Source organism: Eoetvoesiella sp. (assembly GCF_035555955.1).
GTDB lineage: Bacteria > Pseudomonadota > Gammaproteobacteria > Burkholderiales > Burkholderiaceae_B > Eoetvoesia.
Map to the genome: position 1 here is coordinate 227,022 of NZ_DATMGA010000066.1, position 15,857 is coordinate 242,878.

Genomic DNA, 15,857 nt, shown 5'->3' on the forward strand with positions numbered 1-15,857 from the left:
CAAATGATATGCAATCAAGAATAGCACTTCAAGAGCTATTTTTTCAGATTGGTCATGTATTGATTTCCCGCTCACCCACTATGCAGCTACGAAAGCGGCGCCTGGAAGCGCCTTAGCCGCAAGGCATTGCCCAGGACGAAGACGCTGGAAAGCGCCATGGCGCCGGCGGCCAGAACGGGAGAAAGCAAGGTTTCGTTCCAGGGGTACAACACCCCCGCGGCGACGGGGATGAGCGCGGCGTTGTAGGCAAACGCCCAGAACAGGTTCTGCCGGATATTGGCCAGCGTAGCCCTGGACAAGGCAATGGCGTTCGGCACGCCGCGCAGGTCGCCCGACATCAGCACCACATCGGCCGCCTCGATGGCAATGTCCGTACCCGTGCCGATGGCCAGGCCGACATCAGCCTGGGCCAGGGCCGGCGCGTCGTTGATGCCGTCGCCCACATAGGCAAGCAGGCCATGCTCACGCTTCAGGCGGTTTACCGCGTCGATCTTCCCGTCGGGCAGCACTTCGGCTACCACCTCGTCGATGCCCAGTTGGCTGGCTATGGCCTGCCCGGTGCGCCGGTTGTCGCCAGTGACCATGGCCACCTTCAGGCCAAGCTCGTGCAGCGCCCGTATGGCTTGCGGCGTGGTTTCCTTGATGGGGTCGGCAACCGCGATCACAGCGGCGAGCCTCCCATCCACCGCCGCATACAAGGGCGTCTTGCCCTCGCTTCCCAGGCGAAGCGCGGCATCGGCGAAAACGGAAATGTCCAGCCCCAGTTTTTGCATATAGCGATCCGCGCCGACGTGCAGGCGCGTCGAACCCACCAACGCACTGACGCCGAAGCCTGTGACCGACTCGAATTGTTCGACGCGGCCCGGAACCAGGCCTTCGGCCTGGGCCGCTTCGACCAGGGCCCGCGCGATGGGGTGTTCCGACCTGCCCTCGACCGCCGCGATTCCAGACAAGACCGAGGCCCTGTCGAAACCTTCGGCCAGGATAAGGTCTGTCAGCTCGGGGCGACCCTTCGTCAGCGTGCCGGTCTTGTCCACCGCAACGACCTTGGCGTCCCGGAGCAATTGCAGGGCTTCGCCCTTGCGGAACAGCACGCCCATCTGCGCTGCCCTGCCCGTTCCGACCATGATGGCGGTGGGCGTGGCCAGGCCCATGGCGCAAGGGCAGGCAATGATCAGCACCGCCACGGCATTGACCAGGGCCAGGGTCAGCGCGGGATCCGGACCCGCCATCAGCCAGACCACGAACGTCAGCAGCGCGGCCGCCATCACGGCCGGCACGAACCACATGGTGATCCGGTCCACCGCCGCCTGTATGGGCAGCTTGGCGCTTTGCGCCTGTTCAACCATGCGGATGATCTGGGCCAGCACGGTATCGGCGCCCACCTTGGTGGCGCGCAGGGTAAGCGCGCCATTCTGATTGACGGTGCCGCCCACCAACTGATCGCCAACTGCCTTTTCCACCGGCGCGGGTTCGCCGCTGATCATGGATTCGTCGACGTACCCGGCGCCGTCCACCACCACGCCGTCCACCGGCACGCGCTCGCCGGGACGCAGTTCGATAATATCGCCGCTTTGCACCTGGTCGATGGCGATTTCCATGGCCTTTCCGTCGCGAAGCACCCGCGCGGACTTGGCTTGCAGCCCTACCAGGCGCTTGATGGCTTCGGAGGTGCGGCCCTTGGCCCTGGCCTCCAGGAGGCGGCCGAGCAGGATGAGCGTGACGATGACCGATGCCGCTTCGTAGTAGACATGCACCGTTTGCGGCGGAAGCACGGCCGGCGCAAACGTGGCGACCGCCGAATAAGCGTAGGCGGCGGCCGCGCCCAAGGCCACCAGGGAGTTCATGTCCGGCGCCAGCCGCAGCAAAGCCGGAATGCCTTTTTTGAAAAACCGCCACCCCGGCCCGAACAGCACGATGCTGGTCAGGACGAACTGGACGCGCCAGCTGGCCTGCATGCCAATGACGCCATCCAACCAGTGGTGAAAGGCCGGAACCATATGCCCGCCCATTTCCAGCACGAATACGGGCAGCGTGAATGCCAGCGCCACCCATAGCGCTCGCCCGAGCGCGGCCTCTTCGGCCGCCCGCCTGGCCGGCGCCGTGTCGTCGGCGCCGGCATCCGGGGCGATGATCCGGGCTTCATAGCCGGCCTTCGCCACCGCCTGGACGAGGTCCGACCCGACGGCGCCGGGCGCCACGAACACCTGGGCGCGTTCCGTGGCAAGGTTCACGGTGGCTGCGCTTACGCCAGGGACTTTCAACAGCGCCTTTTCAACGCGCCCAACGCATGAGGCGCAGCTCATGCCCTCGACCGCAAGATCGACCGCCGCAACGGTCACGCCGGCGCGACCGGTAGTGCTTTGCCCTGTGGTCATCCCAATCTCCTCTGAAAAATGGCTACGGTGAACGGCTATTCAATGGCAACTTTAAAGCTTCCAATCATGGTAATGTCAAGCGTATTGGAGTCTTTCGGCGCGGCCGCTTCACTTTTTCCCGTTTCTGGCTCAGAATTTGGAGACCACGCGCTTGCAGATCCATCCGCCGCGCTGCCCGGGCTTACGCCCGCCTCGACGCCCGAAAACCCGGCAGCCTCCCCTTCCCGCACCAAGGAGTCCGACTGTGGAACGAAAGAAAGCCAGTGATTTTCCCCCCGGTGTCATGAAGTTGTTCGATTTCTACGTGCACGGCCAGATAGACCGCCGCGAGTTCCTGGAGCGCGCGGCCAAGTTCGCCATCGGCGGCGTCACCGCGACGGCCATGCTCGAAAGCCTGCAGCCCGATTTTGCGCTGGCCCAGCAAGTGCCCGCCAGCGACCCTCGCGTCCAGACGGAATACCTTGACTACCCCTCCCCTCACGGGTCCGGCCCCATGCGCGGCTATCTGGCCCGTCCCGCCGGCGAGGCCCAGAAGCTTCCCTGCGTGCTCGTCATCCATGAAAACCGCGGCCTCAATCCGTATATCGAAGACGTGGCGCGCCGCCTGGCCCTGGAAAACTTCGTGGCCTTCGCACCCGATGCCCTGACGCCCCTGGGCGGCTACCCCGGCGACGAAGACAAGGCCAGGAAGCTGTTCGCCGAACTCGATCCCGCCAAAAGCCTCCAGGACTTCATCGCCGGTTTCGAATTCCTGAAAACGCGCCCCGAGTGCAGCGGAAAAATCGGGGCGGTGGGCTTTTGCTGGGGCGGAGGCATGGTCAACACTCTGGCGACGAAGTTGCCCGACCTTGCCGCCGGCGTGCCGTTCTACGGCCGCCAGCCCAGCGCCGAAGACACTGCGAAAATCAAGGCGCCGCTGCTCATTCACTATGCCGGCCTGGACGAGGCCATCGACGCCGGATGGCCCGCCTTCGAAAAGGCGCTCAAGGCCAACCATATCGTCTATAAAGAATACATGTATCCCGATGTCCACCACGGCTTCCACAACGACACCACACCGCGCTACGACGAAGCGGCCGCCAAGCTGGCCTGGCTGCGCACGCTGGACTTCCTGAACAAGTACCTGCGGATATAACATTCATCATTTTCCAAGGACATACGACTTATGGAAGGCGCAAGCCTGTTGCCATTGGCGGTGGTTTATCTTGGCGCGGGCGTCATCGCCGTTCCCATAGCCCGAAGATTCGGCCTGGGATCCGTGCTTGGCTATCTGCTGGCCGGCGTGCTCATCGGGCCGTTCACGCTGCACCTGGTCAGCAACCACGCCGGAGTCATGCACTTCGCCGAGTTCGGCGTCGTCATCATGCTTTTCCTCATCGGCATGGAGGTTCGCCCGTCCAGGCTCTGGGCCATGCGCGGCCTGCTGTTCGGGCTGGGCGGCGCCCAGGTTCTGGCAACCGGCCTGGCGCTGGCCGCCGCCATCATGGCGCTGGGGCCGGGATGGCGCGCCGCCCTGGCGCTGGGCTTCATCCTTGCACTGTCGTCCACGGCGGTGGTCCTGCAAACCTTCGCCGAACGCGGGCTGCAGCACACGGCTGCCGGCACCGCCACCTTCGGCATCCTGCTGTTCCAGGACATCTGCACCATTCCCATGTTCGCGGCCCTGCCCCTGCTGGCCGCCGATGGCGCCCTTTCGGCCGTCGAGCCCGGCGGCCACGGCGTGCTGGCCGGGCTGCCTTCCTGGGTGCACGCCCTGGCCGTTCTGGCAGCAATGGCCATCATTGTCGTGGCGGGGCGCTACCTGACCCGCCCGGCATTCCGCTTCATCGCCAACTCGCACGCGCGCGAAATCTTCACCGCGTCCGCCTTGCTGCTGGTGATCGCGGTCACCCTGCTCATGGAAGCCGTCGGCCTGTCGTCCGCGCTGGGCGCCTTCCTGGCCGGCGTGGTGCTCGCCGACAGCGAATACCGGCGCGAGCTCGAAAGCGACATCGAACCTTTTCGCGGATTGCTGCTCGGGCTGTTCTTCATCTCGGTCGGGGTGGGATTGAACCTGGGGTTCATCGCCGCCCATCTGGCCTTGCTGGCAGCCCTGGTCGCCGGCCTCATGGCCGTCAAGTTCGTGGTGGTGTTCGCCGTTGCCAGGGCATTTCACGTGGACGGCCGCTCGGCATCGCTGACCGCCGCAGCGCTGTCCCAGGGCAGCGAATTCGCCTTCGTCATGCTGGGCGTCGCCACAGCTGCGGGCATCATCCCCGAACAGACAGCCGTTCTGGCCACGGCCACCGTGGCCATCTCGATGGCGCTTACGCCGCTGGCGCTCATTGCCTACAAACGCTGGTGCTCGCACAACCTTTCTTCGGCGCCGGAACCCGAAAACGAAGCCTTCGACACCCGCCCCGACGTCATCGTCGCCGGCTTCGGACGCTTCGGGCAAATCGCCGCCCGGCTCCTCATCGTCAACGGCTTCAAAACCTCGACGCTCGACGCCAGCGCCGAACAGGTCGAACTGGTCCGGCGCTTCGGACGCCGGGTGTACTACGGCGACGCGACCAGGCTCGACCTGCTCAAGGCCTCGGGCGCCGCAGACGCCAAGCTGCTCATCGTGGCCATCGACGACAGGGACCAGGCCGAAGCCCTTGTCGAAGTGGCGACCCGCCATTTTCCCAATCTGAAGATACTGGCGCGCGCCTACGACAGGCGCCATGCCTACCGCCTGCTGGACAAGGGCGCGCACGGCATCGAGCGGGAAACCTTCGAGGCCAGCCTGGCATTGGGCGCCCAGGCTCTGAAGTCGCTGGGTTTCAAAGACTCGCAAGCCCAGCGCGCGGCGCATTTGTTCCGCAGGCATGACGCCAACGTGTTCCAGAAGCTCGCTCCCCTTTGGAAGGATGAAGAGCGGTTCATCATTGCCAGCCGCGAAAGCAGCGACCGCATGAACGATCTGTTGGCGGCGGACATCCAGGCCATGCTGAACGAAGACTCCGGCACGCCCGGCGCATAGCCGGCTGCTGCCAGCGGCTCCGCGCCAACGCGGCCGCGAAACGCAGCCGGATGCCGGGGCAGCAGGCAAGCGGGCCATGGGCCGATGCGGCGCTGCCTCCCGGCTTGTCTTGTTCCGCGTCCGGGGTCATAATTTTTACGTGCCGGGCCTGGTCAGGCAGGGCTTTCGCGCCCCGCAAGACTACCGGACCCGCGACGCGCCAACCTTTTTTGCGAGTTTCAATGAAATACGTTGATTACTACAAAGCGCTCGGCCTGGAACGCAATGCTTCCCAGGCAGACATAAAAAAGGCCTACCGCCAAATGGCCCACAAATACCATCCCGATGTATCCAAAGAGGCCGGAGCCGAGGAAAAGTTCAAGGAGATCGCCGAAGCCTACGCAACACTCAAGGACCCCGAAAAACGCGCCGCCTACGACAACCTGGGCACCTACGGCCAGGGCGAGGAATTCGTGCCGCCGCATCAATGGCAGGAACAGTTCCATGAATCCGCCTCCGGCTTTTCCGACGTCGACCTTGCCGACCTGCTGGCGGCGTTCGCGCAGGCCCAGCGCTCCGAACAGCAGCACCGCGCGCAGCGGCCCATGCATGGCCAGGACTTCGAGGTTCCCCTGCCCATCACGCTCGAGCAAATTTACGCCGGCGCCGAAACCGAGATCAGTATTGCCGTGCCCGAGTACGACAAGCAAGGGCTGCTGCATCGCGTGCCGCATACCTTCCGGGTCAATATCCCCAAGGGGGCGTCCGACGGCCAGCGCCTGCGCTTGCCGGGCAAAGGCGGTACAGGCCTGAACGGCGGAAAGCCAGGTGATCTATACCTGATCATGAAAGTCCAGCCCCACCCGCTTTACCGTGTCGATGGCCGCGACCTGTACATGGACCTGCCCCTGGCCCCGTGGGAAGCCGTGCTCGGCGCCACCATCGAACTGCCCACACTAGGGGGCGCGGTGGAAATGACCATTCCGCCCAATACCTCGGCCGGCCGCAAGCTGCGTCTGTCCAGGCGCGGCCTGCCGGCAGGCGCGACGCAGGGCGACCTGTACGCGATCGTTCACATCGAGGTGCCCAAGACCACGACCGAGCGCGAGCGTGAACTCTACAGCCAGCTAGCCGCCGCTTCCAGTTTCAAGCCGCGCGCGCAAGCCAACGCAGGAGCAAAATCATGACCCTCTCCACGACCACCCTGTCCCTGACCGAAAGCGTCTGGCTCAACGATTCGGACATCTGCTCCCTGGCGCATATCGTCGAAGTATCGGGACTGGCCGAACAGGACATCATGGATCTGGTGGAAACCGGCATCCTCGAACCCGCCAAGGCCGACCCGGGCAATTATTTCTTTCGTACCGATTGCGTCGCCATAGCCCGCACCGCGCGCCGGCTGCGCGATGATTTCGAACTCAACCCCAACGGCCTGGCCCTGGCCCTGAACCTGCTGCAGCGCGTATCGCAGCTCGAGCAGGAACTGGCAAGCCTGCGCGCCATGACTGGCGGCCGCCGAAAATAGACAAGATGTGTGCGGCCCCCATAGCGTGCAACGCCGCATGGCGAGTCCAGGCGCCGAAGATAAGGATCAGAATTGGCCAGGCCCTAGACCAGATGCCCGCGCCCGTGCGGTGAATCCAGGTCCAGCACGGGCCCCAGCGGGACGATGCCGTTGGGATTGATGGTTGGATGGCTGCGGTAATAATGCTGCTTGATGTGCTGGAAATTCACGGTTTCGGCGATGCCCGGCCATTGATACAGCTCACGCAAATAGCCGCCCAGGTTGGGATAGTCGGCAATGCGCCGCATATTGCACTTGAAGTGGCTGTAGTACACCGCATCGAAGCGTATCAATGTCGTGAACAGGCGCCAGTCGGCTTCGGTGACGCGGTCGCCCACCAGATAGCGCTGGGTGGCCAGCCGCTCTTCGAGCTCGTCCAGCGCCGCGAACAAATTGGCGACTTCGCCTTCGTACACGTTCTGGTCGGTCGCAAAGCCCGCCTTGTACACGCCGTTGTTGACGGCATCGTAAACCCGGGCATTGATGGCGTCGATCTGCCCCAGCAGGGAGCTGGGCGCATAATCGCCCGGCGCCGCGCCCACTGCGTCGAAGGCGCTGTTCAGCATCCGGATGATTTCCGACGATTCGTTGTTGACGATGGTTTCGCGCTTCAGGTCCCACAGCACGGGCACTGTGACGCGGCCGCTGTATTCGGGCACGGCCCGGCAATAGATTTCGTAAAGGTAGCGGGCATTGGACACGGGGTCGGCGATGACGCCGGGCGCGGGTTCGAACGTCCAGCCGTGATCGCCCATGTACGGATTGACCGCCGAAACCCCTATGATGTTTTCCAGCCCTTTGAGCCTGCGCAGTATCAAGGTGCGGTGCGCCCATGGGCAGGCCCATGAAACGTATAAGTGATAGCGGCCTGGCTCGGCGGCGAAACCTGGTTCGCCGCTTGGCCCGGCACTGCCGTCCGGCGTGATCCAGTTGCGGAACTGGGTGTCGCTGCGAATGAATTTGCCACCGCTTTTCGAGGTGTCGTACCACCGGTCCACCCATTCGCCGTTGACCAGCAAACCCATTTTTTTCTCCTGTTGTGTCGATTCCGGACCTTGCGCGGCAATCCCGTCAGGATCGGTTCGGCGAAGCCGGACGCGGTGCATGAACGCGGATTACGCCATTGCAGCAAAAGCCGCCTGCCCAGCAATTTGATTCAGATTTGCTCGAACCGGTCGAAATGCCTTTCGGTGAGCACTTCCGTGCTTTGCACCTCGGCCACCCTGGCGGCCGGAGGCCCCGTCAGCAGCCAGGATAGCATGCGGTCGACCTGGTCGTGCGGACCCTGCAGCAGCGCCTCGACGGAATTGTCGTCATTGTTGCGCACCCAGCCGGTAATACCCATGGAGTGGGCCTGGCGCACGGTGGCTGCCCGGAAGCCGACGCCTTGCACGCGGCCGGTTATCCGCACCGAGACGGTTTCTATGTGGCGGGTTTCGGCGAGTTTTTTCATGAGGCAGAGTATACCGCCGCCCCGGCAAAGCGGCGCCGCACCGCCCGCCGATGCACCCGCCTTATGGCTTTACGTAGGTCCAATGGCCTTTTCGCATTTGCCCCAGCATGAGGGCGCTGGAATCCAGGCCGGCATGGTCTTGCGGCGTCATGCTGTAGCGTCCGCGCGCGCCGTCGTAGTTGTGTATGCTTTCGATCGCGTCCCGCAAGGCGGCCCGGAATTCGGGTGTGCCGGGCTTGGCTTTTTTCAGCGCGACAGGAGCGGCCTCGGCGATGAGCTGGGTGGCATCCCAGGCTCCGGCGGCAAAGATGTTGGACGTGCCCTTGCCGTATTTGCCGTCGTACAGTGCAACGAATTTTTCGACGCCCTTTTTGGCCGAATACGAATCAGGGACCTGATTCACGCCCATGACGGCCGCGAACGGCGCGTAGATGCCTTCGGCATCGGCCCCGGATATTTTCAGGAAATCTCCAAAGGTCGCACCCAGCGTGACGTAGATGTCTTTTTTGTAGCCGCGCTTGCGCAGCTCGAGCACCGGCGTGGCCGCCCCGCCGCCCGAACCGGCGATGAGGACGGCATCGGGATTCTTGGACAGCATTTTCAGGACCTGCGAGGTCACCGAGGTATCGGGGCGGGCGTAGCGCTCGGCCGCGACCAGTTCGATGCCCTTGGCCGGGCTGTCGGGCGAGCTCAGGTAGCGGCGCGTAAGCTTTTCCCATTGGTCGCCGTAGCCGTCCGAGAAGCCGATGAAGGCCAGCTTCTTGACGTGGGTATGCGCCATTTGCGCGAAAAGCGGATTCGCTTCGTGCTCGTCGTTGGTGGTGGTTTTGAATACCCAGTGCCGCTGGGCGTCCATGGGCTGCACCAGCGAGTTGGTGGGGCCCTGGGTGATATTGGGCGTCTTGCCTTCGGCCACGACGGGAATGAGAGCCATGGCCGAGGGAGTGACGGTGGGCCCGATGATGGCATCGACCTTGTCGTCGGTGATCAGGCGGCGGGCGTTCTTGACCGCCGTGGTGGCGTCGCCGCCGTCGTCGAAGAACAGATAGTTGATTTTCTGGCCCGCAACCTCGGTGGGCCCAAGCAGCACGCCGTTCTTTTCGAAGATGCCCAGCGAAGCCGCCGGGCCGGTGGTCGACAGAATGACGCCGATGTTGATGTCGGCCTGGGCCGAGGCCGCGCAGGCCAGCAGACTTGCCGCGGCAAGGTATTTGAGCCTGAAATATTGCATGGTTTGTCTCCGTTGACGTTGGAATTTATCGAGTGGCATGCCGCTTGGCCGGCTCATAATTATTTAATTATCACAATTTGATAATATAATTGAAATACTAAAAAATCAATCAGAAAATTTCCTAAAAAATAATACAGATCGAGAATCAAACTCGGGCAAGCGCAATTACAATCGTCGCATTATCACCATATAAAATGAACGCTCAAAAGCGTTTGCACTTTCGAGGGGCCTCATGTCCAGTCTTGCCAAAATGCTGTCCATTCTCGATCTGTTCACCGTCGAGGCCCCGCTGTGGTCAGCTGAAGGCATCGCCGACGAAATCGGCTGCTCGGCGCCCACCAGCTACCGCTACCTTCGGGAGCTGGTGGGCGCGGGGCTGCTGCTGCGCCTGGGCAACGGCCACTACACGCTCGGCCCGCGCATCATCACGCTGGACTATCAGCTGCGCACCACCGATCTCTATTACGCTGCGGGCCAGCCGCTCATGAGCGCCCTGGCCGAGCAAACCGACTGCGACTGCGTCATGACCCGGCTGTTCGACGAGGAAATCATCGACACCCATCGGGAATCCGGGCCCAACAGCCTGCGCCTGGCGTACGGGCGCGGGCGTTCCCGGCCGCTGTTTCTCGGCGCGGCGCCCAAGGTGATCCTGGCCACCCTGCCCAAGGCCAGGCTCAGGCGCCTGTACGAAAACCACGCCCAGGAACTGGCGGAGTTTCCTTTGTCGGCCAACTGGGAAATTTTTTGGGAAACGCTGCAAAAAACCCGCAAGGCCGGGCATTATTTGTCGAAGGGCGAACTCGAACCCAGCGTCGGCGCCATCGCCGTGCCGTTCTTCGACGAAGGGCCCCAGGCCGTCGGCGCCCTGGCACTGGTGATCCCGGCGCGCCGGATCGAATTCATGAACTACGACAAGCTGCTGGAACTGCTGGCGGCCACCGCCCGCCAATTGAGCCAGAACGTGCGGCGCGAGCAAAAATAAGCTGGCATCGCCTGGCTCGCCATAAGCACCTGAAAGCCGGGGCCGACGCGGCGCATGGGCTTTTAAAAAAGCGGACTCAACCCAGCCGGGACCACAACCGCCTGAGTTCCTGCGGCGTATTGGCGGTGCCCAGCAAGTAGCGGTCGGGGCGGACAACCACCATGCCCGCTCCCAGGGCATCCAGCCAGTCTGCAATGGCCGGCTCGTTCGCCGGCACCAGCACAGGCTTCATCACCGCCGCCGTACACGCCGCCTTGAGTTCGTCGTCGATCAGGCCAGGCTGGGCCACTACGTAAAAATTCATGCCGACCTTGTCGTCCATATAGCTGCCATCGCGCAGCAAAGGCTGCCAGGAAAGCGTGCCGGCCCCGCCCTGCGCATCGTTCAGGGCGCTGGCACCCAATGCGGGGGTGATGCTGCGCAAGAGCTCGGGACCCTGCGCGAATTGCTGGTCGCGCTCTTGCACCTGCGCACCGTCGGTTGCCTGGATGAGCCTGCCCAGCCGGACGGCCAGCCTGATGTATTCGGCGACATGCGGGTGTCGTTCGGCCTGATAGGTATCGAGCAGGCTGGAGGCGCAGCGGCCCGAGACGACCGCCTGGAGCTTCCAGGCCAGGTTGGCGGCGTCGCGGACGCCGGCGCACATGCCCTGGCCCAGGAACGGCGGCGTCTGATGCGCGGCATCCCCGGCCAGCAACATGCGGCCCTTGCGCCAATTCTGGGCGATGACGGAATGGAAGGTATACACGGCGCCGCGCTCGATGTCGGCCTCGTCGGGAGAGATCCATGACTCGACCAAGGGCCAGATGTTCTCGGGGCGCGAGATCTCGGCCACGTTGTCGCCGGGCATCAGCATGATTTCCCAGCGCCGGCGGTTTCCAACCCCGCGGACGTAGGTGGCGGGGCGTCTGGGATTGCAGAACTGTATGCTGAAATCGCCCAGGGATCTCGGCCAGGGGCCTTTGAGAATGGCATCGAATACCAGCCATTTTTCGTGCAGGCCAAGATCTTCGAGCTCGGAGCCGATAAGCCGCCGCACAAGGGAGCGCGCGCCATCGCATCCCACCACGTAGCGGGCGTCCAGGCTGGCGAGCCGGCCATTGCAGACATCTTCGTACCGCAGTGTGAGGTGGGTATCGTGTTCGTCCACGGCATAGACGTCGCAGCCCAGCTTGACCTGTACGCCACGCCTGTCGTGCAATCGTTCGCGCAAGAGACGTTCGAGGTCGGGCTGGTGAAAGCGATAGCTGGGGTGCCAGCCCTGCGAGCCGACTTCCATCGGCCTGGGCCAGTCGACCAGCAGCTTCCCGTTGGGATCCACGAACTTCATGCCGGGCGAAACATGGCAATAATCCAGCAGTTGCGGGGTAATGCCCGCTTCCTGGAAGACCCGCATGGTTTCGCCATCGAAATGCACGGCGCGGGGCAACGGGAAGATTTCCGTCGCCCGGTCGAACGCCGCCACGGACAGCCCCAGCTTGCCCAGCAAATTGGCCAGGGTGGCTCCGACCGGCCCCAAACCGATGATGGCTACATCCAGCATGCGAGTCTCCTTGATTTCATAAATATCATTATACGATAATTTAATAAAATTTAAAGGTGGATTTATTTTATAAAAATAGGATAATATTGAAAAATGATAAATATGGAGACCACCATGCGTTCAGGATTGTCCTTTAGCCACGTCGGCTTCTACGTGAAGGATATCGAAAAGATGGAGCGCTTCTATCACGAACTGCTCGGCTTCTTCGTGACGGATCGCGGCACGCTTCCGGGGCCCAACGGCGATTTCAGGCTGGTGTTCCTTAGCCGCGACCCCGACGAACATCACCAAATCGTCCTGGCGACCGGCCGGCCCGACAATTTGTCCTTCAATATCATCAATCAGATCTCACTGCGGGCCGACAGCCTGGAAACCCTCAAGAGCCTGTACTCGAGGCTGCCCGCCACCGAGGCAAGCGACATCCATCCGGTCACGCACGGCAACGCCGTCTCCGTGTATTTTCGCGACCCCGAGGGCAACCGGCTGGAGCTTTTCATCGACACCCCGTGGTACGTGGACCAGCCCATGCGCGTGCCGGTCGATTTCAGCCTGCCCGACGACGAGCTCATGCAAGCCGTCGAAGCCCACGCTCGCAAGCTGCCCGGATTCCAGCCACGCAGCCAATGGCGCGCCCGCATGGCAAAGATGATGGGTGTGGAATAGGCTACCCGGCCTGCACGTATACCCAGGCCCGCCGGCCGGATTTCAGCGCGACTTCGACCCGCTGGTAATCGCCCACCTCGTAGGCATCGGCGGCCGCCAGTTCCCGCGGCGTAATGTGGAACAGCTGGCCTTCCACCTCGTCGTCGGGGTTGCCGCTGCGAATCACCATGGGATGCTGGTTCGTCCCGCTTTTGGCAATGACGTCCGGATCGGTGATTTCGATGAAAACACTTTTATAGCCCGGCATGCTGTCGCGCTGCCCGTGCAGCAAGCGGCCGAAGGAGGCAAGCTGCACGCTTTCCAGCTGCAGGGTTCCATAGGAGAAAAGCAGGACGCAAGAGTCGTCGGAATCCATGTCGGTATGTAAAAGGGAAGTTGACAGCCGGCCTTCAAGCGTCGGCAAGCTTGTTGATTTCCACCGTGATGTGGGCCAATTCGCTGTTCGCCTCGAGCCTTTGCCTGAAATACTCGGGGGTGACGTCGGCATCGGTGGCAACCCCCACGATGCACGCGTATTTTCCTTTGCCGACCCGCCATACGTGCAGGTCGTAGACCTCGGCGGCTATGGGTATGGCAGCGATGATTTCGCGTATTTTATGCACAATGGGCGCGTTCATTTCGGCATCCAGCAAAATGCCGCCCGACTCGCGCAGCAAGCCGATGGCCCAGACCAGGACTACTACGGCGCCCACCAGCCCCATGGCGGGATCCAGCCAGCCCAGGCCGAGAAAGCGGCCGCCCAGCAGGGCGACGATGGCCAGCACCGACGTCGCGGCGTCGGTCAGTACATGCACATAGGCCGAGCGCATGTTCAAGTCCTGGTGATCGGGCCCGCGCAACAGCGTTCCCGCCTCGGCGCCGCCAGCAGCAGGCGCCGCCTGCGTCGCCCCATTGCCCGCCGTTTCCTGTGAGCAAGCGCCGTGCACATGGCCGTGATCATCGGCATGGCCATGCTCTTGCCCCGAGCCGGATGCCCGGCCATGCGCGTGAGTGTGCGCGTGGCCATGGTGGGCGTGCCCCGCGCCGTCCAGCCCCAGCATCCATACCGAGAGCAGGTTCACCAGCAGGCCGACCACCGCGATCAGTGTGGCCTGGTTGTAGTAGATGGGGCTGGGACTGAGCAGCCGCTCGACCGATTCGTAGACCATCAGGCCGGCGATGAGCACCAGCATGAGCGCGCTGGTGTAGCCTCCCAGCACTTCGATCTTCCAGGTGCCGAAGGTGAAGCGCTGGTCGGAAGCCAGCTTGCGCGCATAGGAATAGGCGGCAACGGCCAGGCCCAGCGCCAGGGCATGGGAGCTCATGTGCCAGCCGTCGGCCAGCAGAGCCATCGAGTTGTAGTACCAGCCGCCCGCGATTTCGAAGACCATCATCACAATGGTCAATATCATGACGCGCAAGGCGTTGCGCTCGGCCAGCGGGTTGCCCTCGTGGAATTGATGGGATGGCGCGAACCGGGAGGCGGCAGTGGGTTTCTGCATGAAAATGATCAAGGTGGACTAGACTGCATATACTATAACTGCCCGGGAGCGTGGGCGGTGGAAACGTTCGAGGCGAAATAGCTTCGAAGCATGCCGCAAGATGCCGCCCTCCCCATCCAGCCGCCACCACGGAGCCACGTGAAACTCATGCCGATCACCGCGCGATCCTCTTTTTGCATGCTGGCCTTGCCGGTGCTGCTGGCATTAGCGCCCGCAAGCCGGGCCGGATCCGCCTCGTGGAGCGCAACACGCGTCAGCCCGGCCATCAGCCGCGGCGGCGCCGATGTGGCCGTGGAATACTTTCCCGCCGACGCCTCCGCGCGCCCGGCAGGCTCCGCAACCATAAGCCGTGTGCATGCCAGCACTTCGTACTCGTCCCGCGACATCGTGCAAACCCGCCTGTGCTGGAACGGCACGGCGCGGTGCGTACCCCTCAAGGGCAGCGCCATCAATACCAATGCCTTCAACGGACTGAGCGCCGACAAACCCATGTATCTGGTTCACGTCGCGCAAGACAGCGGCCCCCTTCCCGCGCCGGTCTTCGTCCAGGGCAGCGTCATCGTATGGTTCACTTCCGCCGCGCCGCATTCCCCCTAGGGCCTGTCGACAAGCCCCAGCCGCCACGCCGCGTCCATGCTATGTCCATGCCACGAACTCAAGCAAACGAAACATCATGAAAATCGATCCCGACGACTACCGAGTGCACGAACGTAAAGCGATCCGGCTGGACGATGCTCCAACCGAAACCAAGCCGCTGTACAAATCGAAGGACGACTACAGCCAGAGCTTGCGGGAACAGGTTGAAACGCTTGCAGAGCTCCAGGAAAAACTTTATGCCTCGAGCCAATACGCCATTCTGGTTATCTTTCAGGCCATGGACGCGGCCGGCAAGGACAGCACCATCAAGGCTGTCATGTCAGGCATCAATCCGCAAGGCTGCCAGGTCACCAGCTTCAAGCAGCCCACCGCGCTCGAGCTCCGCCACGATTTCTTATGGCGCGCAGTCCAGCGGCTGCCCGAACGCGGCATGATAGGCATTTTCAACCGCTCGTACTATGAAGAGGTCCTGATCTCACGCGTCCACCCCTCCCTGCTCGTAGCCCAGAACATACCCGATGCCCTGGCCCGGGAAGAGTCCATATGGGAGCAGCGCTATCGGTCCATCAACGAGCTGGAAAGCCATCTGGCCCGCAACGGCACCCGCATCGTCAAGTTCTTCCTGCATGTATCCGAGGAAGAACAAAGAAAGCGGCTCCTGGAACGCGTGGAGGTTCCCGAAAAAAACTGGAAGTTCAACCTCGGCGATCTCGACGAGCGCCGGCTCTGGCCCGACTACATGGCCGCCTACGAAAAATGCCTGAACGCCACCAGCACCGCCGAAGCGCCCTGGTATGTCATTCCCGCCGACGATAAAAACACCATGCGCCTGATCGTCTCGGAAATCATCATCAACACGCTAAAGGACCTGCGGCTGGCCTACCCCGCCATGGATGAAACACGCCTCAGGCAATTGGAAGAAGGCCGCGCCAGGCTGAAGGAAGACAAGCGAAGGCCGGACCTCAAACCATAGCCGGGCCAG

At 62.8% G+C, this 15,857-nt stretch carries 15 protein-coding genes; 8 read left to right on the plus strand and 7 right to left on the minus strand.

Annotation, left to right across the window (positions count from 1 at the left end):
• Positions 1-86: 86 nt before the first annotated feature.
• Positions 87-2,378 (minus strand): heavy metal translocating P-type ATPase, encoded by a 2,292-nt coding sequence (locus tag VNT00_RS16030; RefSeq protein ID WP_325589271.1) that lies wholly within the window; start codon positions 2,376-2,378, stop codon positions 87-89.
• A 244-nt stretch (positions 2,379-2,622) separates the two neighbouring features.
• Between VNT00_RS16030 and VNT00_RS16035 the strand changes: the two genes are divergently transcribed.
• From VNT00_RS16035 to VNT00_RS16050, 4 genes are all read left to right on the plus strand, one after another.
• On the plus strand, positions 2,623-3,513 hold the full coding sequence (locus VNT00_RS16035) for a dienelactone hydrolase family protein (protein WP_325589273.1): 891 nt from the start codon (positions 2,623-2,625) through the stop codon (positions 3,511-3,513).
• 30 nt (positions 3,514-3,543) lie between these two features.
• Entirely contained in the window at positions 3,544-5,382 is a 1,839-nt protein-coding gene (locus VNT00_RS16040; protein WP_325589275.1) for a monovalent cation:proton antiporter-2 (CPA2) family protein, read from the plus strand.
• A 221-nt stretch (positions 5,383-5,603) separates the two neighbouring features.
• Positions 5,604-6,548 carry a DnaJ C-terminal domain-containing protein gene (locus VNT00_RS16045; protein WP_325589277.1) on the plus strand — a complete coding sequence of 315 codons (945 nt, stop codon included), beginning with the start codon at positions 5,604-5,606 and terminating at the stop codon, positions 6,546-6,548.
• Positions 6,545-6,886 carry a chaperone modulator CbpM gene (locus tag VNT00_RS16050; protein ID WP_325589279.1) on the plus strand — a complete coding sequence of 114 codons (342 nt, stop codon included), beginning with the start codon at positions 6,545-6,547 and terminating at the stop codon, positions 6,884-6,886. The genes VNT00_RS16045 and VNT00_RS16050 overlap by 4 nt, the downstream gene beginning before the upstream one ends.
• Positions 6,887-6,969: 83 nt before the next feature.
• On the opposite strand, the gene VNT00_RS16055 is transcribed toward VNT00_RS16050, so the two are convergent.
• From VNT00_RS16055 to VNT00_RS16065, 3 genes are all read right to left on the minus strand, one after another.
• Positions 6,970-7,950 (minus strand): glutathione S-transferase family protein, encoded by a 981-nt coding sequence (locus VNT00_RS16055; RefSeq protein WP_325589281.1) that lies wholly within the window; start codon positions 7,948-7,950, stop codon positions 6,970-6,972.
• 131 nt (positions 7,951-8,081) lie between these two features.
• Positions 8,082-8,378: an acylphosphatase gene (locus tag VNT00_RS16060; RefSeq protein WP_325589283.1), complete on the minus strand. Its 297-nt coding sequence runs from the start codon at positions 8,376-8,378 to the stop codon at positions 8,082-8,084.
• 61 nt (positions 8,379-8,439) lie between these two features.
• A complete protein-coding gene (locus tag VNT00_RS16065) occupies positions 8,440-9,609 on the minus strand; it encodes an ABC transporter substrate-binding protein (RefSeq protein ID WP_325589285.1) in 1,170 nt (389 codons plus the stop codon).
• A gap of 232 nt (positions 9,610-9,841) precedes the next feature.
• Between VNT00_RS16065 and VNT00_RS16070 the strand changes: the two genes are divergently transcribed.
• Positions 9,842-10,591 carry an IclR family transcriptional regulator gene (locus VNT00_RS16070; protein ID WP_325589287.1) on the plus strand — a complete coding sequence of 250 codons (750 nt, stop codon included), beginning with the start codon at positions 9,842-9,844 and terminating at the stop codon, positions 10,589-10,591.
• A gap of 76 nt (positions 10,592-10,667) precedes the next feature.
• On the opposite strand, the gene mhpA is transcribed toward VNT00_RS16070, so the two are convergent.
• Positions 10,668-12,134 carry a bifunctional 3-(3-hydroxy-phenyl)propionate/3-hydroxycinnamic acid hydroxylase MhpA gene (gene mhpA, locus VNT00_RS16075; protein ID WP_325589289.1) on the minus strand — a complete coding sequence of 489 codons (1,467 nt, stop codon included), beginning with the start codon at positions 12,132-12,134 and terminating at the stop codon, positions 10,668-10,670.
• Positions 12,135-12,248: 114 nt separating this feature from the next.
• On the opposite strand from mhpA, the gene VNT00_RS16080 reads away from it, so the two are divergent.
• Complete coding sequence (locus tag VNT00_RS16080; protein WP_325589291.1) at positions 12,249-12,797, plus strand: VOC family protein; 549 nt, start codon at positions 12,249-12,251, stop codon at positions 12,795-12,797.
• A 1-nt stretch (position 12,798) separates the two neighbouring features.
• On the opposite strand, the gene VNT00_RS16085 is transcribed toward VNT00_RS16080, so the two are convergent.
• Positions 12,799-13,152, minus strand: coding sequence for a gamma-glutamylcyclotransferase family protein (locus VNT00_RS16085; protein WP_325589293.1), 354 nt, complete (start codon positions 13,150-13,152; stop codon positions 12,799-12,801).
• A gap of 34 nt (positions 13,153-13,186) precedes the next feature.
• A complete protein-coding gene (gene dmeF / locus VNT00_RS16090) occupies positions 13,187-14,278 on the minus strand; it encodes a CDF family Co(II)/Ni(II) efflux transporter DmeF (protein WP_325589295.1) in 1,092 nt (363 codons plus the stop codon).
• Between the two features lie 147 nt (positions 14,279-14,425).
• Here dmeF and VNT00_RS16095 point away from each other — a divergent pair, with 147 nt between their 5' ends.
• On the plus strand, positions 14,426-14,875 hold the full coding sequence (locus VNT00_RS16095; RefSeq protein ID WP_325589297.1) for a flagellar protein FlhE: 450 nt from the start codon (positions 14,426-14,428) through the stop codon (positions 14,873-14,875).
• A 76-nt stretch (positions 14,876-14,951) separates the two neighbouring features.
• On the plus strand, positions 14,952-15,848 hold the full coding sequence (locus VNT00_RS16100) for an ADP-polyphosphate phosphotransferase (protein ID WP_325589299.1): 897 nt from the start codon (positions 14,952-14,954) through the stop codon (positions 15,846-15,848).
• Positions 15,849-15,857: the final 9 nt, after the last annotated feature.